The sequence below is a fragment of the Saccharomonospora xinjiangensis XJ-54 genome (genome assembly GCF_000258175.1).
Classification (GTDB): Bacteria; Actinomycetota; Actinomycetes; order Mycobacteriales; family Pseudonocardiaceae; genus Saccharomonospora; species Saccharomonospora xinjiangensis.
Window position 1 is genome coordinate 3,276,719 of the sequence record NZ_JH636049.1, and the last position, 26,267, is coordinate 3,302,985.

General features: G+C 68.2%; 22 protein-coding genes. 16 read left to right on the forward strand and 6 right to left on the reverse strand.

Annotation, left to right across the window (positions count from 1 at the left end; translation table 11 throughout):
* Window positions 1-166 precede the first annotated feature (166 nt).
* The 3 genes from SACXIDRAFT_RS14860 (at window position 167) to SACXIDRAFT_RS14870 (ending at window position 4,054) form a co-directional block, all read left to right on the forward strand.
* Complete coding sequence (locus tag SACXIDRAFT_RS14860) at window positions 167-1,933, forward strand: ABC transporter family substrate-binding protein (protein ID WP_006239403.1); 1,767 nt, start codon at window positions 167-169, stop codon at window positions 1,931-1,933.
* Window positions 1,934-2,103: 170 nt separating this feature from the next.
* Window positions 2,104-3,120, forward strand: a complete 1,017-nt coding sequence (locus SACXIDRAFT_RS14865) for an ABC transporter permease (protein WP_006239404.1) — start codon at window positions 2,104-2,106, stop codon at window positions 3,118-3,120.
* A 1-nt stretch (window position 3,121) separates the two neighbouring features.
* Window positions 3,122-4,054, forward strand: a complete 933-nt coding sequence (locus SACXIDRAFT_RS14870; protein WP_006239405.1) for an ABC transporter permease — start codon at window positions 3,122-3,124, stop codon at window positions 4,052-4,054.
* A gap of 363 nt (window positions 4,055-4,417) precedes the next feature.
* On the opposite strand, the gene SACXIDRAFT_RS14875 is transcribed toward SACXIDRAFT_RS14870, so the two are convergent.
* The gene (locus tag SACXIDRAFT_RS14875; RefSeq protein WP_006239406.1) at window positions 4,418-6,190 is read right to left on the reverse strand and encodes an ABC transporter ATP-binding protein; all 1,773 of its coding nucleotides are present in this window, start codon (window positions 6,188-6,190) and stop codon (window positions 4,418-4,420) included.
* 140 nt (window positions 6,191-6,330) lie between these two features.
* Here SACXIDRAFT_RS14875 and mshB point away from each other — a divergent pair, with 140 nt between their 5' ends.
* Together mshB and SACXIDRAFT_RS14885 are read left to right on the forward strand one after the other, a co-directional pair.
* The gene (mshB, locus tag SACXIDRAFT_RS14880) at window positions 6,331-7,146 is read left to right on the forward strand and encodes an N-acetyl-1-D-myo-inositol-2-amino-2-deoxy-alpha-D-glucopyranoside deacetylase (RefSeq protein ID WP_006239407.1); all 816 of its coding nucleotides are present in this window, start codon (window positions 6,331-6,333) and stop codon (window positions 7,144-7,146) included.
* Window positions 7,140-7,556, forward strand: coding sequence for a hypothetical protein (locus SACXIDRAFT_RS14885; protein WP_006239408.1), 417 nt, complete (start codon window positions 7,140-7,142; stop codon window positions 7,554-7,556). Before mshB ends, SACXIDRAFT_RS14885 begins: the two co-directional genes overlap by 7 nt.
* Here SACXIDRAFT_RS14885 and SACXIDRAFT_RS14890 read toward each other — a convergent pair.
* Window positions 7,540-8,310 (reverse strand): site-2 protease family protein, encoded by a 771-nt coding sequence (locus tag SACXIDRAFT_RS14890; RefSeq protein ID WP_006239409.1) that lies wholly within the window; start codon window positions 8,308-8,310, stop codon window positions 7,540-7,542. The genes SACXIDRAFT_RS14885 and SACXIDRAFT_RS14890 overlap by 17 nt on opposite strands.
* A 293-nt stretch (window positions 8,311-8,603) precedes the next feature.
* Between SACXIDRAFT_RS14890 and SACXIDRAFT_RS14895 the strand changes: the two genes are divergently transcribed.
* Entirely contained in the window at window positions 8,604-8,888 is a 285-nt protein-coding gene (locus SACXIDRAFT_RS14895) for a WhiB family transcriptional regulator (protein WP_085978685.1), read from the forward strand.
* Between the two features lie 281 nt (window positions 8,889-9,169).
* Entirely contained in the window at window positions 9,170-11,284 is a 2,115-nt protein-coding gene (locus SACXIDRAFT_RS14900) for a hypothetical protein (RefSeq protein ID WP_006239411.1), read from the forward strand.
* A 15-nt stretch (window positions 11,285-11,299) separates the two neighbouring features.
* On the opposite strand, the gene SACXIDRAFT_RS14905 is transcribed toward SACXIDRAFT_RS14900, so the two are convergent.
* Window positions 11,300-11,761, reverse strand: coding sequence for a metallopeptidase family protein (locus tag SACXIDRAFT_RS14905; protein ID WP_006239412.1), 462 nt, complete (start codon window positions 11,759-11,761; stop codon window positions 11,300-11,302).
* 92 nt (window positions 11,762-11,853) lie between these two features.
* Here SACXIDRAFT_RS14905 and SACXIDRAFT_RS14910 point away from each other — a divergent pair, with 92 nt between their 5' ends.
* From SACXIDRAFT_RS14910 to SACXIDRAFT_RS14935, 6 genes are all read left to right on the forward strand, one after another.
* On the forward strand, window positions 11,854-12,222 hold the full coding sequence (locus SACXIDRAFT_RS14910) for a DUF3499 domain-containing protein (protein ID WP_006239413.1): 369 nt from the start codon (window positions 11,854-11,856) through the stop codon (window positions 12,220-12,222).
* 78 nt (window positions 12,223-12,300) lie between these two features.
* A complete protein-coding gene (locus SACXIDRAFT_RS14915) occupies window positions 12,301-13,656 on the forward strand; it encodes a phosphomannomutase/phosphoglucomutase (RefSeq protein WP_006239414.1) in 1,356 nt (451 codons plus the stop codon).
* A 67-nt stretch (window positions 13,657-13,723) separates the two neighbouring features.
* Window positions 13,724-13,960, forward strand: a complete 237-nt coding sequence (locus SACXIDRAFT_RS14920; protein WP_006239415.1) for a Trm112 family protein — start codon at window positions 13,724-13,726, stop codon at window positions 13,958-13,960.
* Window positions 13,950-15,035: a hypothetical protein gene (locus SACXIDRAFT_RS14925; RefSeq protein WP_040922200.1), complete on the forward strand. Its 1,086-nt coding sequence runs from the start codon at window positions 13,950-13,952 to the stop codon at window positions 15,033-15,035. The genes SACXIDRAFT_RS14920 and SACXIDRAFT_RS14925 overlap by 11 nt, the downstream gene beginning before the upstream one ends.
* 53 nt (window positions 15,036-15,088) lie before the next feature.
* Entirely contained in the window at window positions 15,089-16,324 is a 1,236-nt protein-coding gene (gene manA / locus SACXIDRAFT_RS14930) for a mannose-6-phosphate isomerase, class I (RefSeq protein ID WP_085978686.1), read from the forward strand.
* A gap of 132 nt (window positions 16,325-16,456) precedes the next feature.
* A complete protein-coding gene (locus tag SACXIDRAFT_RS14935) occupies window positions 16,457-16,990 on the forward strand; it encodes a hypothetical protein (RefSeq protein ID WP_006239419.1) in 534 nt (177 codons plus the stop codon).
* Here SACXIDRAFT_RS14935 and SACXIDRAFT_RS14940 read toward each other — a convergent pair.
* On the reverse strand, window positions 16,974-20,045 hold the full coding sequence (locus SACXIDRAFT_RS14940) for an AfsR/SARP family transcriptional regulator (protein ID WP_006239420.1): 3,072 nt from the start codon (window positions 20,043-20,045) through the stop codon (window positions 16,974-16,976). The two genes, SACXIDRAFT_RS14935 and SACXIDRAFT_RS14940, sit on opposite strands and share 17 nt — an antisense overlap.
* A 173-nt stretch (window positions 20,046-20,218) precedes the next feature.
* Between SACXIDRAFT_RS14940 and SACXIDRAFT_RS14945 the strand changes: the two genes are divergently transcribed.
* Together SACXIDRAFT_RS14945 and SACXIDRAFT_RS14950 are read left to right on the forward strand one after the other, a co-directional pair.
* Entirely contained in the window at window positions 20,219-21,145 is a 927-nt protein-coding gene (locus SACXIDRAFT_RS14945; protein ID WP_006239421.1) for a cation diffusion facilitator family transporter, read from the forward strand.
* A 189-nt stretch (window positions 21,146-21,334) separates the two neighbouring features.
* Window positions 21,335-22,156: a superantigen-like protein SSL4 gene (locus SACXIDRAFT_RS14950; RefSeq protein WP_006239422.1), complete on the forward strand. Its 822-nt coding sequence runs from the start codon at window positions 21,335-21,337 to the stop codon at window positions 22,154-22,156.
* 39 nt (window positions 22,157-22,195) lie between these two features.
* Here SACXIDRAFT_RS14950 and SACXIDRAFT_RS14955 read toward each other — a convergent pair whose 3' ends face one another.
* Complete coding sequence (locus SACXIDRAFT_RS14955) at window positions 22,196-24,532, reverse strand: hypothetical protein (protein WP_006239423.1); 2,337 nt, start codon at window positions 24,530-24,532, stop codon at window positions 22,196-22,198.
* 173 nt (window positions 24,533-24,705) lie between these two features.
* On the opposite strand from SACXIDRAFT_RS14955, the gene SACXIDRAFT_RS14960 reads away from it, so the two are divergent.
* Window positions 24,706-25,377, forward strand: coding sequence for a dTMP kinase (locus SACXIDRAFT_RS14960; RefSeq protein ID WP_040922691.1), 672 nt, complete (start codon window positions 24,706-24,708; stop codon window positions 25,375-25,377).
* Here the strand turns inward: SACXIDRAFT_RS14960 and SACXIDRAFT_RS14965 are convergent.
* A complete protein-coding gene (locus SACXIDRAFT_RS14965; protein ID WP_006239425.1) occupies window positions 25,362-26,147 on the reverse strand; it encodes an IclR family transcriptional regulator in 786 nt (261 codons plus the stop codon). The genes SACXIDRAFT_RS14960 and SACXIDRAFT_RS14965 overlap by 16 nt on opposite strands.
* Between the last annotated feature and the right edge of the window lie 120 nt (window positions 26,148-26,267).

Consider the following 26,267-nt stretch of genomic DNA (forward strand, 5'->3'; position numbering starts at 1 on the left):
GGTCACGATCCCGCCAGAAGTACTGACCGATGGTGGTCATCCTTCTTAGCGTTCCCCCGCAGTGCGCCAATCGAGTGTGATGGGCGTGTCATAAGCTCCGGCGCTAACCGGAGAGTTGGGTCCCACCGTGGAAGACCCGGGACTCAGTGCTAGGAGGGCACACGTAATGAGGAGATCGAAAGCCATCTCCGCGTGGTCGATGCTCGCCGCGTCAGCGCTCGTGCTGAGCGCGTGCGGCGGGGGCGGCGACAACGCGGCGGATGAGAACAGCGGCTCGACCGTCGATGCCAAGAGCTTGGCGGAGGGCAAGGCGCAGGAGGGTGACACCTTCAAGCTCGCCGACGTCCCTGAGATGGACCCCGTCACGGTGGCCATCGACGAGGGCTTCTCCGCCTACAACAACAACACCGCGGACGCCAACAGCTCGTATAACAACTACGTGCTGACCAGCGTCATCACCGGTCCTACTATCCTCGACGGCAACAACAAGGTCCTGCTCAACGGCGATGTGATGGAGTCCGTGGAGGTCACCTCCGAGGACCCGTTCACCGTCGAGTGGAAGATGAAGCAGGGCGTCAAGTGGTCCGACGGTGACACGTGGGACTGCCGCGAGTTCTACCTCGCGTGGCTCTCCAGCTCCGGCACGACCAAGGAGTTCAACTCCGCCTCCACCACGGGCTACGAACTCATGACGCCCGAGTGTGTTGACGACTACACCTTCAAGGCCGAGTTCAGCGAGCCTTACCTCGACTACATGGGCATGTTCGCCGACGTGCGTCTCATGCCGGCGCACATCATCGAGAAGGAAGTCGGCATCTCCGACATCCGCGAGGTGGAGCCGAAGTCGAAGGAAGCCAAGAAGGTCGCCGAGTACTGGGCTGGCGAGTGGAAGGGCTTCAAGGCCGAGACTATGCCCGGCTCCGGCCCCTACAAGATCAAGTCCTTCGACCGGAACTCCGAGACGGTCGTTCTGGAGAAGAACCCGAACTGGATCGGCGCCAAGGGTGGCCCCAAGGAAGTCACGGTCCGGGCGATCCCTGACACCAAGGCCATGGCCACCGCGCTGCAGAACGGTGAGATCGACGTCGCCGCGTCAACGCAGCCGGACGCCACAGCCGCCGACACCCTGAAGAACCTGGCCTCGCAGGGCGTGAAGTACGCCTCCGCGCCGCAGCTCACCTACGAGCACCTCGACCTGAACTTCAAGCGCATCTTCGCCGACGACGCCGCTCGCAAGGCGTTCTTCCAGGTCGTGGACCGCGAGGAGATCGTCAACAAGCTGCTGAAGCCGGTGCAGGCCGACGCCAAGCCGCTGGGCAGCATCGTCTTCTTCAGCACGGAGGAAGGCTACGAGGACCGCTACAGCGACAAGATGAACAAGGGCCCCGAGGCCGCGGCCAAGACCCTCGAAGAGGGCGGGTGGAAGAAGGGCGCCGACGGCATCTACGCCAAGGACGGCAAGAGGTTCTCGGTGTCGATCTCGCACAACGAGAACGCCCGCCGCAGCCAGACGGTGGAGATCATCCAGTCGCAGGCCCGTGAGGCCGGCATCGAGATCAAGGACGACACCGACCCGAACTTCCTCAAGGGCCGTGTTGACAAGGGCGACTACGACATCGCCCTCTTCGGCTGGTCGTCACAGCCGTTCAAGGCCGAGTCCAAGGCCATCTACATCACCGGCGGTGGCCAGAACTGGCAGGGTTTGAGCGACCCGAAGATCGACGAGGCGTACGAGAAGGCGACCTCGGCGACCAAGAGGGAAGACGCGGTGAAGAACTACATCGCGGCCGACGAGGCGCTCGCGGAGAACTACGCGACCGTCCCGCTGTTCGAGACGCCGTCGATGTGGGCTTTCCGTGGTATCGACCGCGTGTACATGCAGTCGTACAACGGTGCTCTGTGGAACGTCGGGGAGTGGGAGGCCGCCGAGTAATCGGCCCCTCTCACGTCACCGGCTGACGTCTGACCCCGTCGGGGACCGGCCATCACACCGGTCCCCGACGGCCGACGTTAGTAGCTGTTCACGCGAACCCGAACCCCACTACCGTGGCGCGGGACGGTGACGAAATAATTCCGGGCGATCCCGGGACTAGGAGCAAGTCGTTGAACCTGGTTTTCTACATCCTTCGCCGTCTGGCGATCTCGATTCCGATCCTGCTGATCGGAAGCTTTCTGGTCTTCGTGATGGTGGCCGGTGCGGGCGACCCTCTCGCGGAGCTACGTACCCAGCCGAACATCAATCAGGAGTCCATCGACGCGATCGCTCATCAGCTAGGGCTGGACAAACCGCTGATTCCCAGGTACTTCGACTGGCTCGGCGGGTTCCTGACCGGTGACTGGGGGATCTCGATCGCCCAGGGCTCGGCCATGGAGCCGGTGTTCCCGAAGATCATGAGCGCCTTCTGGGTGTCGATCCAGCTGATCCTCGGCGCCGAGATCCTCGCCGTGATCCTCGGTGTCGCCGTCGGTCTGCTGGCCGCGGTGAAGCAGTACAGCCTCATCGACTACACGGCCACCGCGCTGGCGTTCCTGTTCTTCTCGATGCCGATCTTCTGCGTCGCCATCGTGCTGAAGATCTACGCGATCGACCTCAACGTGGTGATCAACAACCTCGGCCTCAGCGACGTGTTCGGCAATCCGTTCCTGCGAACGACGAGCCCGGAGACCCTGGAAGCCGATGGTTTCGGGGACTTCGTCGTCAAGTACACCGGCGCGTTCCTGCTGCCGACACTGTCCATCATGTTCATCAGCTTCGCGGCGTACAGCCGGTTCCAGCGGGCCTCGATGCTGGAGACGCTGAACATGGACTACGTGCGGACCGCGCGCGCGAAGGGTCTCACCGAGCGGCGCGTCATCATGAAGCACGCCTTCCGCAACGCGCTGATCCCGACGACCACGCTGTTCTCCGTGAACTTCGTGACCGTCGTGACGGGTGCCGTCATCACAGAGCGGGTGTTCAACTGGAACGGCATGGGCGCTGTGCTCGTCGAGGCCGTGAACAAGAACGACCCGAACGTGATGATGGGCTGGGTCGTGGTGATCTCCATTGCCGTGATCATCGCGAACCTGATCGCGGACTTGTTGTACGGCATTCTGGACCCGAGGATTCGCGTTGGCTGACATGAACTCGCTTGTGACCGGCGCCGAAACCGGTAGCAAGCCACCGATTTCCGAAGGCGAACTGAGCAACGAGGCTCTGCCGGAGCCGCGCAGTCAGGGCGCGCTCGTCCTGCGCAAGTTCCTGCGGCACAAGCTCGCGATGGTCAGCGTCGGCATGCTGTTGCTGATCACGCTCGTGGCGCTGATCATGCCGATGTTCTGGCCGCACGACTACTGGGACTCGTCGTTCCCGTCGTTCGCCGAACCGAGTGCCGAACACCCGCTCGGCACCACGCAGGTCGGCAAGGACATGGTGTCGCAGATTCTGCGCGGCACGCAGTACTCGCTGCTCATCGCCATCACCGTGTCACTCGTGGCGACGTTCATCGGTGTCGTGCTCGGCGCGTTCGCCGGGTACATGGGAGGTTTCGCCGACTCGGCCATCTCCCGCCTCACCGACCTGTTCCTGATCATCCCGGCGATCGCGGCCGCCGCGATCCTGGTGAAGGTGTTCAGCGGCAGCTGGTGGGTCGTTGCCGTGGTGCTCGCCGGATTCGCGTGGATGCCCATCGTGCGTATCACCCGAGCCGAGGCGATGTCGCTGTCGCAACGAGAGTTCGTCGAGGCGGCAAGGGCGTCGGGCGCGGGTACGGGGCGCATCGTCTTCAAACACCTCGTGCCCAACATGGTCGGCACGATCACCGTCAACGCCACGCTCGCCGTCGCGCAGGCGGTGCTGGCCGAGGCGGCTCTGTCGTTCATCGGTCTCGGTGTGAAGCCGCCGGACACCTCGCTCGGTCGCGTGATCTCGGAGAACTACGCGCAGATGACGGGACGTCCCTGGCTGTTCTTCGGGCCGTTCGTCGTGCTGGTGCTGATCTCGCTGTCGATCAACTTCATCGGTGACGGTCTTCGTGACGCCTTCGACCCGCGTCAGCGGAAGGTCAAGGCGTAGCGGCAAGTTCGTCGGCCCCGTCACGAAGGGGGAGTGTCCTCGCACGAGCGAGAGATGCTCCCCCTTCGTCATACCACCGTGTCCGCACTTCTTGCGCGGGTGTCTGCATTCTGTGGACGGCAGCATGCAAGCGGCGCGGGTCCGTAGTCCTTGTGCTTCCTCGCCTCTCGGGGCCGTATGTACGGCAACTGCGGACACGCGTACGAGAACTGCGGACACGCGTACGAGAACTGCGGACACGCGTACGAGAACTGCGGACACGCGTGCGAGAAGTGCGGACACGGCGGTACGGACACGGGAAAGGGGCGGCACCGTGCGGTGCCGCCCCTTTCGGGCTCTACGGGCTCGTGAGGAGCTTTCCGGTCAGTCCTTGACCGGAGCCACCCTGCCTTCCTCCCACGCGCGCCTGCGCTCGGCCTGCAACTCCGGATCGGCCACGGGAGCCGCGGACAGCAAACGCTTCGTGTATTCCTGCTGCGGGTCGTGCAGCACCTGCTCACGGGTGCCGACCTCGACCAGCTTGCCGTGCTGCATCACCGCGACGCGGTCGGCCAGCAGATCGACCACGGCGAGGTCGTGGCTGATGAACAGGCACGCGAAGCGCAGGTGCTGCTGGAGGTCGAGGAAAAGGTCCAGCACCTTCGCCTGCACCGACACGTCCAGCGCCGACGTCGGCTCGTCGGCGATGAGCAGCTTGGGGTCGAGTGCGAGAGCGCGGGCGATGGCCACACGCTGCCGCTGACCGCCCGAAAGCTCGTGCGGGTAGCGGTTGCGGTAGTGCCCTGACAGCTGCACCTTGTCGAGCAGGTCGGCGACCCGGTTGTCCAGATCCTTGCCCGTGAGGATCTTGTGCAACACAAGCGGTTCGGCGATCGAGTCGCCGATCGTCATCTTCGGGTCCAGCGTGGACGCGGGGTCCTGGAAGACGATGGAGAAGTACATGCGCATCGGGCGCAGGTCCTTGTGCGACATCGTGGTGATGTCGGTGCCGGCGATCGTCACCGTGCCGGACGTGGGCTTGAGCAGCCGGATGGCGCACCTGCCCACCGTGGACTTACCGGAGCCGGATTCGCCGACGAGGCCGAGGATCTCGCCGCGGTCGATGTGCAGGGACACGTTGTCCACCGCGCGGTTCTTGCCCTGACGGCCCTTGCCGGGGTACTCCAGCACGAGATCCTTGATGGCCAGCGCGGGCGCCGAATCGTCCAGCCGCGACTGGAGTTTCTCGTGAGCCTTGCGCAGCGCGGCGTCTGTCTTGCTCTCCGTGACGTTCGCTTTCGGAGTGTCGAGCAGACGCTGACCCTCCGGACGCTGACCGAGCACGGGTACGGCAGCCAGCAGTCGCTTGGTGTAGTCCTGCTGCGGGTTGGCGAACAGCTCCCTGACGGGAGCCTGCTCGACGATCTCACCCTGGTACATCACCACGACGCGGTCGGCGAGGTCGGCGACGACGCCCATGTCGTGGGTGATGAGGACGATGGCGGTGTTGAGCGTGTCGCGCAACTTCCGCAGCAGGGCGAGGATCTCGGCCTGCACCGTCACGTCGAGCGCCGTTGTGGGCTCGTCGGCGATGATGACCTTCGGATCGCAGGCGATCGCCATGGCGATGACCACGCGCTGCCGCAGACCGCCAGAGAGCTGGTGCGGGTATTGCTTGAAACGCCGTGCGGGCTCGGGGATGCCCACCATGTCGAGCAGTTCGATGGCCCGCTTGTCCGCGGCCTGCTTGGAGATGTCCTGGTGAGCCCGCAGAGCCTCACGGATCTGCCAGCCGACGGTGTACATCGGGTTCAGAGCCGTCATCGGCTCCTGGAAGATCATGGCGACGTCGCTGCCGCGGTGCTTCCTCAACTGCTTGGGCGACATGCCGCCGAGATCGACGTCACCGAGCTTGCGCGCACCGGCGATCTTCGCCGACTTCGGAAGGAGACCAGGCACCGACATCGACGTGACCGACTTGCCGGACCCCGACTCCCCAACGATCGCGAGAATCTCGCCGGGGGCGACGTCGAATCCGATTCCCTTGACCGCTTCGACGACGCCGTCCTCGGTCGAGAAGGAGATCTTCAAATCCGAAATGGACAGCACGGATTGCGACGATTCCGCCGACTGCGGCGATACTGCTTCTACGCTCACCAGAAGCCCTTCGTGAGGGAGATTAGGGTGTCACGGCGATGTGTGGTTGTGACTCGGCGCGAGGATAGTGCAGATGCGCCGGTGTGGGGACTATACGAACGAACTAATCTTAAGTTGTGACATCGGTAGATGGCCGCAGGGTGCTGTTCGTTCACGCACACCCCGACGACGAGAGCATCACCACGGGCGGCACGATCGCCCGCTACGCCTCCGAAGGCGCGCACGTTGCTGTGGTGACCTGCACGCTGGGTGAGGAGGGGGAAATCATCCCGCCCGAACTCGACCAGCTCGGCTCGTGGGCAGGAGACCAGCTCGGCGGCTACCGCATCGCGGAACTGGCTGAGGCCGGTGCGGCGCTGGGGTGGGCGGAGCACCGCTTCCTCGGCGGAGCGGGGCGCTGGCGTGACTCGGGAATGGCTGGGACACAGGCGAACGAGCATCCGAGGGCGTTCGTCCGCGGTTGTTTCGACGAGCAGGTCGGCCAGCTTCTCTCCGTCTTCGAGGAACTACGGCCCGAGGTCGTCGTCACGTACGACGCCGTTGGCGGCTACGGCCACCCCGACCACATCCGTGCGCACGAGATCACCACGGCCGCGGTGCGGCTGGCGGGCGGAGTTCGCCGCCTTTTTCACACGGTGTCGTCGGCCGAGGCCACAGCGCGAGGCCTGGCCGACCTGAGGCGGGACGAGAAGGTGCCGTTCCGGGTGCCTTCCGACGAGGAGTTGCCCGTGACCCCGGACGCCGACATCACGACGCGGGTGGACATCGCCGCCCACCGCAAGGCGAAGTTCGCCGCGCTGCGGGCTCACCGCACACAGGTGACCGTGGGGCCGGATTGCTTCGCGCTCTCCAACGGCATAGCGCAACCGGTGCCGCACACGGAGTTCTTCGTACTCGTCCACGGACCTTCCGAAGGTGCGGAGACCGATCTCCTCGGAGGCCTTCCGCCGTGCTGAGGGCACCTGGGCAGCGGCACGCGAGGGCCTGGCCGGTGATCGTGCTGCTCTCCGTGGACGCCGTGCTGCTGGCGACGCTCGAGCTGTTCTACCTCCCGTTGCGGCTCGACGGCGTTGTGCTGCCGGATGCTGGTGACGCGCCGCTGCCGCTGAGCGCACTCGTGGCGGCCGTCACCACGCCGCTGCTCGTCACGACGGCGGAACGACTGGCATCGCGCAGGCTTGCCGTCGTCCCGCTCCTCGTGTGGTTTCTGACGCTGCTCGTGCTGGGTGTCGCGGGGCCGGGCGGCGACAACGTGCTCCTGATCGACTGGCGCGCGCTGCTCCTGTTCGCCGGTGGTGCGCTGCCTGCCGCGATAGCTCTCGGTGGGTCGCTGGGCCGGACGGCTGCCCTCAGCGCCAGAACATGAAGACGTACTGACCGACGGCTGCGGCGAACGAGTCACCGCCGACCGCAGCGAACACGGTGTCGGTGAGTGACCACAGAGCCTCGCCGACGGCGGGAACACCGAGAACGAGCGCGAACAGGACGAGCGGAGCCCACGGGCGTGCCTTCGCGCCGAACTCGCGCGCCTGCGGCGACAGGTAGGGCTCGATCGCCCCGAAGCCGTCGAGGCCCGGCACCGGCAGGATGTTGATGACGAACGCCAATATCTGGAGAGAGGCGAGGTAGGAGAGCCCGGCGAACAGCCCCGGCGGCATGGAGATCGTGGCGACGATCGCGGTGAGGGCGACGCCGAGTGCCAGGTTGCTCAGTGGGCCTGCCAACGAGACCCACGACGACACCGTGCGTGACCGCAGTGCTCCCCGGTTGATCCACACCGCGCCGCCTGGCAGCGGGATGCCGCCGATCGCGAGGATGATCAACGGCAGGACGAGGGACATGACGGGGTCGGTGTAGCGGCGGATGTCCATCGACAGGTAGCCCTTGGCGGCTACCCCGTGGTCTCCGCCCTTGTAGGCGACGAACGCGTGCCCGAACTCGTGCAGCGTGAGCGAAAGGGCCCACCCGCCGATGACCAGCAGGAACATGCCGAGCGTGCCGAGTACCGGCCGCTCGAGGATGTCGTCGAACGTCAGGGTGGCGGTGAGCACGCCTCCGGCGACGGTGACGGCGAAGATCGCATAGAAGAGCAGGCTGGGACGAACGACTGAGCGCTGCACGGGTTCGGTATGTCCTCTCCGTCCACCGGATGGCGGTGAACTTTCGGTGGAACCAGTCGAAACCGGTCGAGGTCTTTCCGGCGTGTCCCCTTGCGCACGCCGCCACAAGTATCCCCCAACCTTGCTACTCCGCTTGACCCGGCAGCACTACACAGGTGTAATCACATTGATGTCATTCCGCTGTCTTAAAAGGGGGGCAGTCGGGGCATCCAGTACCGCCGGCCCAGGGAGTGCGTGAAAGCGAGGAGGCGGACGTGCGGTTGGACACTACTGAAACGGGATGGGGGAACGTCATGGAGTGGGGTGGACACCCGGAGGACGATCTGGGTGTGCTCACCGAGCTCTTCGACGTGACGGGGGAACAGGATTGGCAGGAGCGCGCACTGTGCGCGCAGACCGATCCGGAGGCGTTCTTCCCGGAGAAGGGGGGCTCGACCCGGGAGGCGAAGCGGATCTGCCAGGTGTGCGAGGTGAAGGACGACTGTCTTGAGTACGCGCTGGCCCACGACGAGCGGTTCGGGATCTGGGGTGGTCTCTCCGAGCGGGAGCGGAGGAAGTTGAAGAAGCGCGCTGTGTGACCCTCGGCGGTGGCTGCTCGTTAGAGTGAGTGCCCTTGATCGTCGTCGCACGCGGAGAGGCACTTGCCGTCCACGATCGTCCCCTCGCAGGTTCGTGCTGCGCTTCCTTTCGCCACCGTTCTCCTTCCTGAAGGACGGGGGCGTCAACCCGCCGATCGACGATCCGGGGCATCGAGCATTCTGGCCCATGCCCTCGGTTACGTCGAGCACGCCGTCGTGGTCGGCGTGTCTCCATTGAGGCCGTGTGACACGAGAGCTGACGTCGCGGTCGGAGCCGGGTGATGCACGCGCTGCGATCGCGCTGGTTTCCACCGGCGCTGCTGGCTGTGCTTCTGACCGTCCTGGCCGTGGCTACGCATGGGGGTCGGCTCGGGCTCTCGTTCGCAGGCGGAGCGTTGCTGCCGGTCGGTGATCTTGGTGAGGTGTGGAGCGAGTACCTCGCCGCATGGCACGGTGTGGCCGGTGGCGTCACCGGCGGTGCTCCGGCCGCACTGGCTGTCCTCGGCGTCCTCGGTGCACCGTTCGCGCCGGTGGGCGGGCCGTCCGCGCTCGTGGCTGTGTTGCTGCTGGGGGGCGTTCCTCTCGCGGCGCTCTCGGCGTACGCGGCGACCCGCACGCTGCCGGTGCCACGCTGGGGCAGGGCGCTGACAGCGGCCGCATACGGGATGTTGCCTCCCGCCACCGCGGCCGCCGCGCAGGGGCGACTCGACGTCGTGGTGGTACATGTCCTGCTGCCCCTCCTGATCGCGGGAACGCTCGCGCTGCTCGGCGGGCCCGTCGGTCCACGCTGGTTGAGCACGAGCGCTGTGTGCGCGCTCGGTCTTGCGTTCGCTGCGGCGTTCTCGCCGTTGACCTACCTGCTGCTGGTGGCGGTTGCCTCGGCCGTGTTTGTCGCCTCGCCGCGAAGGGACCGGCCGAGAACGCGGGCCGGTGCGCTGGCGGTGCTGGTGTTGGCGCCTCCGGTTCTGCTGCTGCCGTGGCTACCCGTGCTCGCCGCTCATCCGGCGCTCGTGCTGCACGGAATCGATGGCCCGGCGACCGAGGACCCCACGCTGGTGGAACTGTTCGGGCTCGACCCCGGGGGGCCGGGCGGCTCACCGGCCGGGTTCGTCGTGGTGCTCGCGGCTTTCGTGGCTGTGATGGCGCGGCCGACCTCGCGCATGGTGCCCGCGGTCGCGCTCGTCCTGCTTGGGGCGTTCAGCGTGGTGGTCGGTTCTGCGGCGCACGTGCGACCGGTCCGTGGTGGTGCGTCAGCGACGGCATTCGCCGGGATTCCGTTGCTGCTCGCCGGCGCGGGTTTGCTCTCGATCGTGCTGATCGCGTGGGCCCGCGGACCGCGTCCCGCAGGACGGCGATGGCGGCGTGTTGCCGTGGTCGGCTCGACGTCCGCCGTGCTGGCGCTGTGCGTTTCCTGGCTCGTCGTGGGACGGGGAGGACCGCTGTCGAACGAGCCGATCTCGCCGACGGCGCCGCTGGCCGCCGAGATCGAGGCGACGGGGCGCGGCCTGCTGATACTCGGCGATCCGGACGACTCCGGCGACGCTCCCCGGCTGATCTCGGGGCGTGAGGCACGGTTCGGCGACGACGCGCTGCCTGCCACCGACACGATGAGGTCACGGGTACAGCTCTGGCAGCGGCAGTTGCTCACCGGGGAGCCCGAGGCGGTCACCTCGGCTGTCACGTCGGCCGCGGCCTCGGGCGTGCTGTACGTGGTCCTGCCGCACGGTGACGACGGCCGGGCGTTGTCGGCCGCCGCGCAAGACCTCGTCGAACCGGCACCGCGCGCAGCCGATGGGCGTGTGGTGGTGCGGCTGACTCCCGAGGTCGGAGCGGCCACCTTGATCTCTTCGGAACAGGCGCGCCGGTCGGTCAGTGGCCTCACACCCGATGCGGGCCTGCTGACCACCCCGGCATCGGTGGCGGTGGCCGCCGTGCCGCCCGAGGTCGGTGTGCGCGTGTCGGAGGGACCGGAAGGCCGACTGCTGGTGTTGTCAGCGGCCTACGCGCCGGGGTGGCGTGCGACGGTGGACGGCGCGGCGGCCCCGATCGTGCTCGCCTGGGGAGGTCAGGTGGCGGTGGCCGTGCCACCCGAGCAGGCCGAGGTCCGCGTCTGGTTCGACGGCGACCGCCACGATCTGCTGTTACTCGGTCAGCTCGCGGCAGTGCTGTTCACCGTGCTGACGGCGCTTCCGTCGCTGCGCCGTCGAGCCGCAAGGCCGCGCGACACCGGGTCGCCCCGCGACGGTGAGAGCGACACGAGCACCGAGGACACCGGCGATGGCCTGCGGGAGGACGATGCCGAAGGCGCTAGGGGCGGCGACAACGGTGCGGACAAAGAAAGTAAGGAACGGGACGGCGGCGTGATCGCAGGCGGAGCGGTCCGCGCACCAGAGTGAGCCGACGACCGGCGCTCAACCGCCGTCGATGACGTCGGGTTCGACTCCGAGGTAGTTGGCCACCTGCTCCACAAGGACGTCGTGGACCAGCTCCGACAGCTCCGCTGGGTCCTTCGCCCTCGCCTCGAGCGGGCGGCGGTACAGCACGATCCTCGCCCTTGTCGGCAGCCCTTCGCGGTCCACCCCTGCGGGGACCAGCCGGGACAGCGGAACCCTCCCGTCGAGCAATACACCGTCCACCTGCGTTGACGGGATCTCCATTCGCACCTCGGGAACCTCGTCCACGGCGACGTCGAGCTCGGTGAGGTCGTGGCGCCACCGAGCCTCGATCGGTTCGAGGGCGTCGAGCACGAGCGCGTCGAACTTCTCCGCGCGGCTCGACGCGGCAGGCAGCGTAGACGGGAACAGCGGTCCGCGCAGGCCGCGACCATGCCGGTCGCGGCGGAACCGCTGACGCTGTCGCGAGCCCTTCGCCATAGCCACGATGGGAAGCCTACGCCGCTGTGGGCGGCGAGATTCTCGGTGTGTCGGGGGCACAGGGGCGCGCGCACAGGATATGGTGACCAACTGTGCGGAGCGTGCGAAAGTGTTCGCGGACGGGTTGCCTCGAGCCCGCTGTCGCGACGCTGACCTACGCCTACAGCGACTCCACGGCGGTGGTGGGTCCGCTGGCCACGGCGTCGGAGCCCCACTCGTACGACCTCTGCGAGGCTCACGCCCTGCGGCTCACGGCGCCCAAGGGCTGGGAGGTCGTCCGCCACGAGGGTGAGTTCGCTGCACCTGAACCGTCCAGCGACGAGTTGACCGCGCTGGCCGAGGCCGTGCGTGAGGCGGGCCGGTCCGATCGTCCGCAGGCTCGACCTCCCGACCAGCCAGAGCCACCCCGAACGGGCCAGGGTCGGCGAGGTCACCTGCGGGTACTGCCCGGCCGCGCTTGACCGTCCGGACGTGTCGGTAGGCTTCCTCGCGGGTATCGAGGCTTGCGAAGCCTACATCGGAGACGATCGGGGAGAGGCGTGTCAGACCTGTCGGCCATCGTGAAGGCCTACGACATCCGTGGTGTCGTCGGTGAGGAGCTGACCGAGGAGCTGGTCACCGATTTCGGTGCCGCCTTCGCGTTGCTCATCAAGCCGGACTCGCCGTCGGTGGTGATCGGGCACGACATGCGGGAGTCGTCACCGGGCCTGGCGAGAGCCTTCGCGGAGGGTGTGACATCGCAGGGACTCGACGTGGTGTCCATCGGCCTCGCCAGCACGGATGAGCTCTACTTCGCGTCCGGCTCGCTCAACATGCCCGGTGCGATGTTCACAGCCAGCCACAATCCGGCCCAGTACAACGGCATCAAGTTGTGCAGGGCGGGAGCCGCGCCTGTGGGCCAGGCGTCCGGGCTCGCGGAGATCAAGGACACGGTCGAACACGGGGTGCCCGAGTTCGCGGGCCAGCCGGGGACGGTCACCGAGCGCGACGTGCTCGGCGACTACGTCGCCCACCTGCACCGTCTCGTCGATCTCAGCGGCAGCAGGCCGCTGACAGTGGTCGTGGACGCGGGCAACGGGATGGGCGGACTCACCGTCCCTCACGTTTTCGAGGGGCTCCCGATCGAGATCGTGCCGATGTACTTCGAGCTCGACGGCACGTTCCCGAATCACGAGGCCAATCCGCTCGACCCCGCCAACATCGTCGATCTGCAGGCGAAGGTGAGGGAGGTGGGCGCCGACCTGGGGCTCGCGTTCGACGGCGACGCCGACCGCTGCTTCGTGGTCGATGAGAACGGCGACCCGGTGTCGCCGAGCGCCATCACCGCTCTCGTGGCGGTGCGGGAGCTCGCGAAGGAACCCGGTGCCACGATCATCCACAACCTCATCACGTCCAAGGCGGTCCCCGAGATCGTGCGTGAGCACGGGGGAACACCTGTCCGTACCCGCGTCGGACACTCCTTCATCAAGGAACAGATGGCGGAGACGGGCGCCATCTTCGGTGGGGAGCACTCGGCGCACTACTACTTCCGCGACTTCTGGCGCGCCGACACCGGCATGCTCGCGGCTCTGCACGTGCTCGCGGCGCTGGGCGAGCAGGACGGTCCGCTGTCGGCGCTGACCTCGGAGTACAGCCGCTATGTCGCGTCCGGCGAGATCAACTCGACGGTGGAGGACCAGGCAGGAAGGCTCGCCGCCGTGCGCGAGGCGTTCGGAGGACGGGACGGAGCCGAACTCGACGAACTCGACGGGCTCACGGTGGACCTCGGCGAGGGCGGCTGGTTCAATCTCCGTGCGTCCAATACGGAGCCGTTGCTCCGGTTGAACGTCGAGGCGCCCGACGAGGCCGCGATGCGTGCGCTGACCGATGAGGTCCTCGCCATCGTGCGTGGCTGAATCACAGATCGCAGCCGTCACGTCCATAAGACGTCACGGAACAACTCGCTAGTGGTAAAGAGGAAGCATGGCCGTCACGCTTGATGCGCAGCTGTTGGAGATTCTCGCGTGCCCCGCACCGGACCACGCTCCGCTGAGGCCGGGCGCACCGGGCGACCCCGAAGCGGATGCGCTGACCTGCACGTCGTGCGGCCGTGTCTTCCCGGTGCGTGACGGGATCCCCGTTCTCCTGCTCGACGAGGCGACCCCTCCCGACGACGGCGAGCGTGAGACCGATGACCAGACCAGTTCCGATGGCGCTTGACGACAGCCTGCTCGACGACCCGACGCGGTTGGCCGACGCCGACGGCGCCGGGCTGCTCCGCGCCGCCGCGATGGCGGGCGCCCAGGTCAGGGCCACCGCCGAGACCGCGGCGGAGCTGGAACTGAGCGAGCGGCTCGACGTCGGAAGGCCGCGTTCACTGGTACTGGTGTCGCGTCCTGGGGTCGGGCACACCGCGGCGAGGCTGCTGGAGGGCCTGATCGCGCCCGCGAGCCCGGTGCCTGTCGTCGTCAGCGACGTGGTGCCGAGCTGGGTCGGGGCGCTCGACGTGGTGTTCGCGCACACCGACGACCCTTACGACCACGAACTGGCGATGTCGCTGGAACGGGCCGCGCGTTACGGCGCTGGTGTGGTGCTGTCCGCGCCACCGGACGGTCCGGTGGCGTCGTCGGTGGCGGGACGCGGGTTGGTGCTCGCGCCACGGGTGCCCGTACCGGCAGAGTTGGCTCTGCCGAGGGCGCTGACAGCCGGTCTTCTCACGGCCAACACCCTCGGGCTTTCCGTGGCCGACATCGAGTCGCTCGCCGATCGCCTCGATCACGAGGCCGAACGGTGCCATCTCGGCCACGAGTCCTTCGTCAATCCCGCCAAGGCGCTGGCACTGCGGCTGGCGGAGCGCGTGCCGCTCCTGTGGGGCCTCGACATGGCGGCGGTCGGCGTCGCCTGCCATGCCGCGCACGCTCTTGCCGCTCATGCGGCCGTCGTCGCGGATGTCGCGCACTACCGGCAGGCGCTGTCACGTCCCGCGCTGCGGCGCGCGGCGACGGACGTCTCGGCAGAGAACACGATCTTCGCCGATCCCGAGGACAGGGAAGGCGCTCCGGTGCGCGTGGTGTTGCTCGCGGTCGTCACAGGGCAGGTGGCGGACAGCGGCCGTCGCCGTGTGGGGGAGTTGTTGCCGTCGGCGGATGTTCTGGCGCCCGCCGACGAGATCGTGGCCGACGAGGCAGGCCGTGCGGCCGTGCTGGCGCTGCGGTTCGAACTCGCGGCGCTCTACCTCGGCCTCGCGGCGGGAACGATTGGGGGAGCTGGCCGCGTTGCACCCGCCACCGCGTAGGGCCAGCACACGAGGAAGGCCGGTGGAACGGCCGGCGAGGAGTTGAGTTGACCGTGGAACTGCTGCGCAACGCAGTCCGGCCCTACGCCTGGGGCTCCAGGACCACGATCCCGGAGCTGTTGGGCCGTCCGGTGCCGGCGCCGCACCCGGAGGCGGAGCTGTGGATGGGCGCGCACCCTGGGGACCCCTCTCATGTGGTGAGCCAGGACGGGACGGAGCGGAGCCTGCTCGAGCTGGTCGAGAGCGATCCGCTCGGTCAGCTCGGTGAGGACTGCGCCGGCCGGTGGGGCGGCAGGCTACCGTTCCTGCTCAAGATCCTCGCGGTGGAGGAGCCGCTGTCCATGCAGGCCCACCCCTCGGCGGAGCAGGCAGCCGAAGGCTGGGCTCGTGAGGAGGCCGCGGGGATCCCCAAGGACGCGCCGAACCGCAACTACCCCGATCCGACGGCGAAGCCGGAGCTGGTGTGCGCACTCACGGAGTTCCACGCGCTCGCCGGGTTCCGTGATCCGCGGCGCACCGTGCGCCTGCTGAGAGCCATCGACACGCCGGGCCTCACGAGGTACAGCGAGCTGCTGGCCGCGCAACCCGACCCCGGCGGTCTCAGAGCGTTGTTCACAACTCTGATCACCATGCCGCAGCCCGCTCTCGACCAGCTGCTGCCCGAGGTACTCGACGCCTGTGTGCGGCACATCAAGGAACACGGCGAGTTCGACATCGAGTGCCGCACCGTGCTTGAGCTGGGAGAGGCTCACCCTCACGACGCGGGCGTGCTCGCGGCACTGCTGCTCAACAGGCTCACGCTCCGCGCGGGTCAGGCTCTCTACCTGCCTGCGGGGAATCTGCACCTGTACCTCCACGGCACCGCCGTGGAGATTCTCGCCAACTCCGACAACATCCTGCGCGGCGGGCTGACGCCCAAGCACGTGGATGTCCCGGAACTGTTGAGGGTGGTCGATTTCGCCTGCGGCGACATGCCCGTCCTCTGTGGTGAACACGGGCTGCTGGACGAACGGATGGCGGTGTACCGCACCGACGCGCCGGAATTCGAGCTCTCCCGCGTGGAGTGGGCAGCCGACGACCACGGTGAGGTCAGGCTCGACGGCGGCGCGCCGCAGATTCTGCTCTGCACCGAGGGCGAGCTGCTGCTCGTCTCCGACGACGGCACGAAGGTCGAACTGCGTCGAGGGGAATCGGTGTGGTTGCCCGCGTGTGACCCCGAGGTGCGAATCCGCCCCACGGTCGGCGGTCCGGCCAGGGTGTTCCGCGCGACCGCGGGAACGTGCTTCTGACGGCGGTTGCCGACGCGACCGCCACACACTGTCTCTACTCTCTGTGTTCTCTCTGTGTGGTCGAGGACGCCATGCTCCTCCATATGGGCGGAATCAGAATTCGCCCACAGGAAGGGACAAGGAGAACACTCAGTGACTTCGCACTCGACGGTGTCCGCGGACCACACCGCGGATGTCGCCGCGGCCGCTCCCGCGAAGCGTCCAGGACTGCTGTTCGCCGCGCTCGCCGTGGCCGCCGTCGCGGCCTTGGCGACCCTCACCAACGGCATCGTCATGAAGACGGGCGGGGAGCAGCTCGCCATCGAGATCCTCGCCGAAGCGCTCGACATGGACGTCGCCATGGTGCAGGCCAGCGCCGCGGACAGCTTCATCACGGAGTCGATGGTGGAGACTCTGGACGCCAGGGCGATGATGGCGTTCGTCGTCGGGGGTCTGCTTCTGCTTTTCACGCTGCTGGGAGGACGGGCCGCCATCTGGGCCCGCGTTCTCGTGACGATCTTCGCCGCGATCAACATCCTCGTCGGCGTGATGATTGCCGGTGACGACGGCACCAACCTGCTTCTGCTGCTCGGCGCGCTCGCCACGTTCGCGTCGATCGCGACGCTGGTGTTGGCGTGGTTGCCGCCGGTGAACCGATACGCGCGGCAGCTCAAGAACAGCCGCTGACTGGGGGTGATGCCGGGTACGCGCTCGCGTGCCCGGCATCTCGCGTCAACACGAGCAGTGCCGAGATCAGGCGAGCCGCTCCACGGTCGTCGGGGTTGAGCAGGCGGTCCGCCTCGGTGTCGGCGTGTTCGGCAGAGGTCAGATCGCCGACCGCCTTGTGCGCCCGAGCCAGGACGCGCCACGTGATGGCGGTGGAGGCGACGCTGCCCATGGACTCGAATTCCGAGAGGCATCGCCGCAGCGCGACGACGGCTTCGGCCGCGCGACCGTCTCCGATCCAGGCGGAGGCGAGTGCGCGCAGGCACGACAGTTCTCGTGGTCGCTCGCCGAGCCGCCGTGCGATGTCGTGAGCCTCGGTGTACGCCGCCACGGCTTCCGCGCGGGCGCCCTTTCCCGCCGCGACGGCCCCGAGTGTGCGCAGCGACCGGGCAAGCAGCGACCGAACGGGCAGGGTCCGCGCCAGTGACACCGCCTCGTCGGCCAGCTCCCCGGCGTGTTGCCAGTCGCCGTCGAGCGCGAGGTTCCACGCCAAGCCGTCGAGTGACAACGCGACCCGCACCGGATCTCCGCACATCCGCCCGCGTGCCAGCGCACGCCTGCTGCTGTCGAGAGCGTCGTCGAGCCGTCCGAGCCGGGTGAGCGCGTACGACCTCGCCGTGTCACATTGGTGCAGGCCCGCGGGATCGTCGTCGAGCAGGCGAGCGGCCCGCTCGATCTCGGCGAGTCCTTCGGCAGGTCTGCCCAACCCGATGAGACAGGTACCGAGGTTCGCGGTGAGCCAGCCGGTCTCGCGTGTCCGCCCCGCGTCCGCCAGTTCCGTCACCACGGAGCGGTATCGACGAACCGCTTCCGCGTGTTCACCCCGTGCGTGCGCGAGCATCGCGAGGTAGGCGGCGGACCACGCGGCGATCTCGGGTTCACCGGCATCGACGGCGGCACGGCGCATCGTGTCGTGGCACTCGCGGAGGTCGGCGAACGCGCCCTGCAACCACAAGAACGTCGTGAGCCGCTCCAGCAGGAGCATCGCCTCCCTGCGCCAGCCGATGCGAAAGATCGAACCCATGACCGCGACGAGGTTGTTCCGTTCGGTCTCGAACCACACGTGCGGGTCATCGACCAGCCTGGCCACGGTCGCGCGGGGCAGAGGCTGAGGGGGTGGAGGGTCCTCGCCGGTCAATGCCGGCAGCGGCAGTGTCCACGGAAGCTGCCTTGCCGCGGCGTCGGCGAGTCCGATGGCGGCATCGGTGATGCGGCGCAACGCCGCGAGTTGCTCGCCGGGCGTCCGGGACGCGTCACTGTGTGCCTGCGCGAACACCCGGATCAGCGCGTGGAGGCGGTAGCGAGGTTCGCCGGTGCCGTCGGTTTCCGTCGAGGTCAGCAGGCTCGCCTCGACGAGCTCGTCGATCACCTGGTCCACGTCGTCCTCGCCGACGAGCACCTCGGCTACCCATCCGGGAATGCTCACATCGCCACACAGAGCGAATCCCCGCAGAGCCCACCTGGACCGCGTGTCGAGGCTGTCGTAGCTGATCGCGATGCTGCCTGCCACATCCCGGTCGCTCAGCGCCAGCTCACGCAGCCGTGTCCGTTGATCGTCGAGGCGGTCCGCCAGATGCCGCGGCGTCAGCTCGGGACGACGGATGAGCCGGGTCCCCGCGATGCGCAAGGCCAGTGGCAGCCTGCCGCAGGCGGTGACGATTCGGTGGGCCGCGGCGGGGTCCGCGTGCATCCGGCCGGAACCGACGAGATCGCCGAGCAACGTGAGCGCCTCCTCGTCGGTCATGGGAGCCACGGTCAGCCGGTGGGTCGCAGCCAACCCGCTGAGTCTGCGCCTGCTGGTCACCAGCACCGCGCATCCCGGCGTTCCTGGAAGCAGCGGATGGACCTGCTCGGCCGATGCCGCGTCGTCGAGGACGACGAGAACCCGGCGACCTGCGAGTGTCGCCCGCAGCAGCGCGGCCCTGGCATGCACGTCGTCCGGAATGAGCGGTCCCGCCACACCGAGGGCGCGCAGCACGTCGGCGAGCGCGGCGCCGGGGTCCTGTGGTGCGGATACGCCGGTGAGGTGAACGTAGAGGTGCCCGTCGGGGAAGTCGCCTGCGACCTCGTGAGCGGCCCGCAGGGCGAGCGCGCTCTTGCCGACCCCCGGCGCGCCGCTGACCACGACCACGGGCACGGGGACGGAACCGGACAGTGCCGCTACCAGTTCTCCCAGCTCCCTGTCCCTGCCCGTGAAACCGACGACATCGGCGGGAAGCTGCCGCACCGGCCACGGCGTCGGCGCGCGGACCACGGCGGAAAGGGAGATCGGTGCAGGCCCGATGTCCTCGCCACGCAACACCGCGGCATGGGTTCTGCGTAGCTCCTCGGTGGGCTCGACACCGAGTTCGCGCACGAGTGTGGAACGGGTGGCCGTGTACACGGCGAGCGCCTCGGCCTGCCTGCCGGCTCGCAGCAACGCCACCATGAGCAACGCGGCCGCGCGTTCCCGCAGCGGGTTCCGGGTCAGGAAGGGCCGCAACTCGGTGATCACTTCGGCGTGCGCGCCCAGCGCGAGTGCCGCCTCGGCCCACTCCTCGGTGGCGGTCAGACGTTCCTGCTCCCACGTCGAGAGCACCGGGTACAGCGTGGGCACGTGCACGTCGGCCAGCGCGGGTCCTCGCCACAGTTCCAGCGCCCTGCGGAAGCGGGTTGCGGCGCCGAGGAGGTCGCCGCCGCCTGCGGCATCGCGGGCTGAGGCGAGCGAGCTGGTGAAGACGAGCGCGTCCACGTCCTCGGAGGGAACGCACATCCGGTAACCGTCGGCGGCGTGGTCGATCTCCAGGCCGGGCAACCGGTCACGGAGCCGGGACAGGTAGGTGTGCAGGTTCGACGCGTACGACTTCGGTGGCCTTTCCGGCCACAGCGTCTCCACCAGCAGGTCGGTGCGAACGGGTTCGTTCGCGTGACACAGCAGAACGGCGAGCAGCGCCTTCTGCCGTTCGCTGCGCAGACGGAGTACGTCGCCCTCGGAATCGGTGACGACGAGTGGTCCCAGCAGTCCGAACCTGGTCATGGCGTTCCCTCCTCGGAGGGACGCATACTAGGGCGTGCGTCACAGACCGCACCGCGCGCCCGCTCCGAACTGTGACGACGTCGAAGGCGGGTGCTACGCCCCGTTGCCGCTCGCAGCATTTAAGCTGCACCCCGACCGGGCCGGAAGGCCCGCACGTGAAAAGGGGGAAGAGCGTGGCAGCAGAAGGTGGGACCAAGGCGATCCTCGCGGCGTTGTTCGCCAACGCGGGCATCGCCGTGTCGAAGTTCGTAGGTTTTCTGATCACCGGATCGTCGTCGATGCTGGCCGAGTCGGTGCACTCGGTGGCCGACACCTCGAATCAGGGCCTCCTGCTTCTCGGGCAGAAGACCTCGAAGCGCAGGGCGACCAAGGCCCATCCCTTCGGCTACGGGCGCGAGCGCTACTTCTACTCGTTCATCGTGGCGCTGATGCTGTTCACGCTCGGCTCGGCGTTCGCCCTTTACGAGGGCATCCACAAGGTGCAGCACCCTGAGGAGCTGTCGTCGCCGATGGTGGCGGTCGTGATCCTCGTGTTGGCCATCGCGCTGGAGACCTACAGCTTCCGCACCGCCATCGTCGAGTCCCGCAAAGTGAAGGGCGACAAGACGTGGTGGGCGTTCATCCGGCAGTCGAAGACGCCCGAGTTGCCGGTTGTGCTGCTCGAAGACGCGGGCGCGTTGTTCGGCCTCGTGTTCGCGTTGTTTGGTGTCGGTCTCGCCGTGGTGACGGGCGACCCGATCTGGGACGGCATCGGCACGTTGATGATCGGCGTGCTGCTCGGCGTCATCGCGATCACGCTGATCGTCGAGATGAAGAGCCTCCTCATCGGTGAGGGTGCAGGCGAAGGCGAGCTCGAAACGATCGTGAACGAGCTGACTTCGGGCGATGTCGAGCGCGTCATCCACATCCGCACCCAGTACATCGGGCCGGAGGAGCTGCTCGTGGCCGCCAAGCTCGGCCTCCGAGACGGCCTCGACATGGCCGACGTCGCCACTGCCATCGACGAGGCCGAGGCACGTGTCAGGGCGAAGGTGCCGTCAGCGAGGCTGATCTATCTGGAGCCGGATCTGTACCGCGTTCCGGTGTCGGAGCCTCGCTGAGGCGAGGGCCGCGCAGGGTGATTGTTGCGACTTGATGGCGATTGTGTCGCCGGTCGTTACCGATCGGGATCAAAAGGGTCACCCTCATGCTTTCGGCACGACGGTTTCATTCAGGGCTTATACAGTGCGGGCGGCCTCCCCCGATTTCGAGGCCGCCCCCGTCCCCCTGTGCCGCCCCCGGAGTGCCTCATGCCCCAGCGTTTCCGAACCCGTGATCTGACCCGTGATGTCGCCGCCGTCGTGCTGGGCCTCGGACTGACGGCGGTCGCCGTGGCGCCCGCGCTCGCGACCGAGGTCGCCGGCGAGGTGGACGCCATGTCCGCGACGGACGCCGGACAAGACCCGCGCGCGGAGGTCCACGACGGCAATGCGGTGGACTGCGAGGACTTCGGCGGTGGCATCCTGGTGAAGGTTGGCGACGACGAGAAGATCGAGAACGTCGCACTCACCTACGAAGGTGGCGTGCCAGGACAGGACCAGTACCTGACGATCACCGAAGTGCCGTCCGGCATCGACGTCACCGCGATCGTCGTGAAGGGCGGCGACGGCTACAACGTCTACGTCCCCGGCGCGCGGGATCTGCTCGAGACCGTGCCGTGGGCGGACTTGCGAGCCCCGTTGAACAACGGCGGCAATATTCCCGCCATCAGCCACTGGTACGCCTGCGGCGCGGAGAAGCCGTCCGCCACGCCGACGTCCGAACCCACGAACCCGAACCCCGGCGAGCCGGAGCCGAGCCAGACACCGGGTGAGGAATCGCCGTCGGGCGAACCGACCGAAGCGCCTCCGTCGTCCGGCGCCGGAGCCCCGGCAACCTCGACTCCCTCTGGTGGAGGCGCGAGCGTTCCCGAGACCACCGAGAGCGCGCCCGCGCCGGTGGCGGAAGACGACGACCTCGCGTCAACCGGGTTCAGCGGTGGCTGGCTGATCGGGCTCGGCGCCGCACTGGTCGCAGGCGGTGGAGCACTGCTCGCCGTGACGAGGCTGCGCAAGGGCAAGACCACGTCCTGATCGCCGTGTTCGGCGTCTACGCCGCCGAACACGGGCAGGTCAGCCCGGCCTGCCCACGACACGGCCAGTTCTCGGAGTTCCGAGAATGTCGCTGGGCGCTGGTCCCGTCGGCCGGGTCGGCTCAGGGATGACAGGGGATATCCCGTCGAGGCCCGCAGCGTAGGCCACGGCCCTGTCCCACTCGGGTTCGGCGATGTAGTCGGCGTGCCTGCGCACGCCGGGCGCCCAGCGTCGCCCCTTGACAGGGCCCTGCGCCGGATCCGGAAGCCAGTGGTCTCCGCCGAGCACCAGGACACCGTGGGGGCCTCGGTCGGCGGGTTCGAGGGGACCGACCCTGCCTTCGGGCAGGTAACCTATGCCGAGAAGTTCACCGCCCGCGACCTGGTGGCGCCAGGTGGTGGCGCCACCGCCGAAGGTGTCGGTGCCCCGGCAAAGCCCGCGCCAGCGGCCGTCGAGAGCACCGAAGAGCGTGACGAGCCCGTCGTGCCCGAACACGCCGGGAAACGCGCGCTGATATCCCCACTGCAACGGTGTGCCTGCCGTGAGCAGGCCGAGTCGCTCCAGCTCGGCGGCATCCAGCTCGTCGGAGAGCCTGCCTGCGGTGATCACAGCCAGCAGGCCGCCGACGTGGTATCCGGCGAGCACGACCCTGCTGTCCGGTGTGCGCAGATGTTCCTTCGTGCGTTCCGCGAGCTCGGGGACGACCTTCAGCGCGTAGGACGGCGGCACCACCGGGTGCGCGACCCGGGGCCAGAAACACACGAGGTCGGCGAACGCGGCGAGATGGCGAACACGCATCGTGCCGGTCGCGGTGGTGAGGACCGCGCGCAGGAGCGCACCGGCGAGCCCACCGAGTGCCACAACCCCGACCGCCGACAGCGGCGCAAGGACGCTGGGGAGGTCGAACGCCCCGAGTCGCACGGCCATGAGCACCGCAGCCCCGACGATCATGGCGAGGACCACGGCCAGGACGATCCGGTGCAGATGCTTGCGTTCCCAGGCCGCGCGCGCCCAGGCGTCCGCCGCGTCGTCGATGTCCTCCTCGCGGGTTTCCATGAGGTGCAGCACCTCGGGCACTCCGCGCCGGGCTCGGCGAAGTGGCACGGACACCGTGAACACCGGTACGGCGACAAGCGCTGCGAACACCAGTCCGGCGCCCCAGAGCAACGTGATCAACGTGTATCCCTGGGGGAGAGCGAGCGAGGGATCGAGCAGGTGCCTCGCCGCGATGGCTGTACCGGCGCCGAAGCCACCGCCGAGCAGTGCGGCGAGCGCGAGCGCGGGTGCGGCGGCCCAGCCCCCTGCCCACGGCCGGAGCCGCCGGGGCAGCGCCGACCACGCTTTCCTTGCCACGACGGCTGTGGGCACGAGAAGCAGCGCGAAGAGTACGCATACCGCGAACAACGCCGCGGCCACCAGTTCCACCGTCGCGTTCGCGCCTGCCGACACCCTCGCCGTCAGCGGCGTCGCCGCGAACGACGCCAAGGTGACGAGCAGCAGCGCCAGCGCGATGAGCGCGGCGCGGGACACCGGCCCGAGCAGGCGGTGGGCGTGCAGTGCCGCAGCGCCGGAGCTGAAGCCGAGCAGCGCGAGCGCGACGGCCCAGACGACGGCGTCCACGATCCGGTCTGGTGCTGTCAGCGGACCGCCGAGCAGCACGAGCACGACGACGCCGAGCGCGGCAACCGTGTGCAGGCAGCGCAGGGTTGTCGTCTCCTGCTCGTCGTCCAGCAATGTGCCGCCGGGGAGGTGGGACTTGCGCTCACGAAGACGAGGCGCGTTGACCTTCCAGGAGGTCGAGGTCACCGCGAAGAGCACTCCGATCAGCCCCAGCAGCGGTGTGAGCCCCAGAACGGTGCGTACGGCGGGTATCTCCCGCATCCAGGCCGGTGCGCCGTCGAGGCATCCGGCTCCCGGAGAAAGGCATTGGACTGCCAGCAGATCGAGGCTGATGACCGCGAGCTGACCCACCAGCAGCATGGTCAGCAGCAGCGCGGCGACCCGCAGCAACGCCCTGCAGACCGCCGACAGCGCCAGCGAGGCTCGGGAACCCGATTCGGGTGGCAGCATCCACTGTGCGACGTTGACAAGGGCGAAGGGGAAGAGCAGCGCCCACGCCGCCTTCGCGGCACCGCCCGAGGTCATCCGGCTCCACAGATAGCCCTCCAGTGTCCGGGACACGGAACGGCCGGGCGCCTGCAACACCGGCCCCGGCGCGGGTCTGCGCAGCCGGTCGCTCGGCCGGATGATCCTGCCGACGCCGTCTCCCGCGACGTCAACGGTGCCCATCGAGTCCAGTAGGTTGTCGCCGGTGGTGCCGATGAGTCCCGGCACTCGCAGTTCGACGACATGGGTGTCTGGCCCGGGAAGTGGCACGCGCGTCACACCTCGCTCATCGGGGATGGGAAAACCGGAACCGTTAACTCTCCTGGTCGGCGCCGAAGACGATCGTGTACCCACGGTAACGAAGTCGCGACGTTTTCGCTGGTTGTCCTGCTCGCGCCGTGGTTCTCGCCAGAGCGAAACCGGCGTGAGCCACAATGGAACGCATGGGGAGACTGGTGGTCGTCGAGGGCCTCGACGGAGCGGGCAAGCGCACGTTGACCGGCGCGCTGACCGCGGCTCTGCACGAGCAGGGGGCCACGGTCACCACCGCGGCCTTCCCCCGTTACGGCACCGACGTGCACGCCGACCTCGTCAAGGAGGCGCTGCACGGTGAGCACGGAGATCTCGCCGACTCCGTGTACGGGATGGGGCTGCTCTACGCGCTGGACCGCAGGGACGCCGCCGACGACATCCGCACGGCGCTCGCCGAGCACGACGTCGTGATTCTCGACCGGTATGTCGCGTCGAACGCCGCCTATCAGGCCGCCCGGCTTCGCCAGGGCATCGACGGCCCCGTGGTGCGCTGGGTGCGCGAGCTGGAGATCGAACGGTTCGGACTTCCGGTTCCCGACCTGCAACTGCTGCTCAGAGTGCCCGTCGCGGTCGCCGCGAGTCGGGCAGCGAACAGGGCGCGACAGGATTCGTCGAGGGCCATGGACGTGTTCGAGTCCGACGGCGCCCTCCAGGACCGGTGTGCGCGGGTCTACGAGGAGCTGGCCGCCGCGCACTGGCTCTCGGAGTGGCACGTCGTTGACGGGAACCGCGAGCTGACCAGCGGGCCGGAGCCCACCGAGTCGGTCGCCGTGCTCGCGAAGGGGCTCTACTTCGGGAAGTGACCCAGCTGCGCCGACAGCGCCGTCGCGGCGTCGGTCAGCGGACCGATGAGTTGCCGGGCGCGCTCTCGCGAGAGCCGATAGGACGGGCCCGACGCGCTCATCGCGGCGATCACCCGCCCCTCACCGCCGAAGACGGGTACCGCCACGGCGTGCATGCCGAGTTCCAGTTCCTCGAACGAGGCGGCATACCCGGCCTTCCGCACATGGCCGAGTTCGGCGAGGAGCTCGTCCGGCTGCACGATCGTGGACGGCGTGTACCGCTCCAGCTGCCCGTGCAGCAAGGGCACACGCTGCTGTTCCGGCATGTAGGCCAGCAGCACTTTGCCGCTGGACGTGGCGTGCAGCGGGGTGCGCCTGCCCGTCCAATTCCTCGCGGTGACGGACGCGGACCCGAAAGCCTGGCTGATGTTGATCGCCACGCCGCCGTCGGCGACGGCGATGTTGACGGTCTCCCCGAGCGACTCCGCGAGCGACAGGCAGGTCTGGTTGCCGAGGGTGGCGAGGTCCAGCCTGCTCATCGCGGCCCCTGCCAGCCGGACGACGCCGAACCCGATGGCGTACTTGCCTCGCTTCCCTAGCTTCTCGACGAGATGGCGCGACTCCAATGCACTCATGAGCCGCGAGGCCGTTGACTTGTGCACACCCAGCTCGGCCGCGATGTCGGTGATGCCTGCCTCTCCCTCCTTGGCGAGCAGTTCCAGCGCGCTGATCGCGCGATCGACGGACTGCACGGTCGTGGCGGCGCCTTTCGCTGACTCGGGGTTCCGCATGGCGCAACGGTAACGTGCCGGAGCAAGAGCCCAGGTCACGTGCGGTTGCCGCGACGCGACCCGGGCGCCCGGTTCGTCGCTCCGGGCGAGGGCGTACGCCCCATCGTCGCGCGGGCCTGC

Bases quoted from the DNA above. Each gene is read 5' to 3' on its own strand.
- SACXIDRAFT_RS14900 (WP_006239411.1), top strand. From the start codon at position 9,170: ATGCACGCGCTGCGATCGCGCTGGTTTCCACCGGCGCTGCTGGCTGTG.
- SACXIDRAFT_RS14950 (WP_006239422.1), top strand. From the start codon at position 21,335: ATGCCCCAGCGTTTCCGAACCCGTGATCTGACCCGTGATGTCGCCGCC.
- SACXIDRAFT_RS14960 (WP_040922691.1), top strand. From the start codon at position 24,706: ATGGGGAGACTGGTGGTCGTCGAGGGCCTCGACGGAGCGGGCAAGCGC.
- SACXIDRAFT_RS14870 (WP_006239405.1), top strand. From the start codon at position 3,122: ATGAACTCGCTTGTGACCGGCGCCGAAACCGGTAGCAAGCCACCGATT.
- SACXIDRAFT_RS14920 (WP_006239415.1), top strand. From the start codon at position 13,724: ATGGCCGTCACGCTTGATGCGCAGCTGTTGGAGATTCTCGCGTGCCCC.
- SACXIDRAFT_RS14940 (WP_006239420.1), bottom strand. From the start codon at position 20,045: ATGACCAGGTTCGGACTGCTGGGACCACTCGTCGTCACCGATTCCGAG.
- SACXIDRAFT_RS14965 (WP_006239425.1), bottom strand. From the start codon at position 26,147: ATGCGGAACCCCGAGTCAGCGAAAGGCGCCGCCACGACCGTGCAGTCC.
- SACXIDRAFT_RS14860 (WP_006239403.1), top strand. From the start codon at position 167: ATGAGGAGATCGAAAGCCATCTCCGCGTGGTCGATGCTCGCCGCGTCA.
- SACXIDRAFT_RS14925 (WP_040922200.1), top strand. From the start codon at position 13,950: ATGGCGCTTGACGACAGCCTGCTCGACGACCCGACGCGGTTGGCCGAC.
- SACXIDRAFT_RS14905 (WP_006239412.1), bottom strand. From the start codon at position 11,761: ATGGCGAAGGGCTCGCGACAGCGTCAGCGGTTCCGCCGCGACCGGCAT.
- SACXIDRAFT_RS14895 (WP_085978685.1), top strand. From the start codon at position 8,604: ATGGAGTGGGGTGGACACCCGGAGGACGATCTGGGTGTGCTCACCGAG.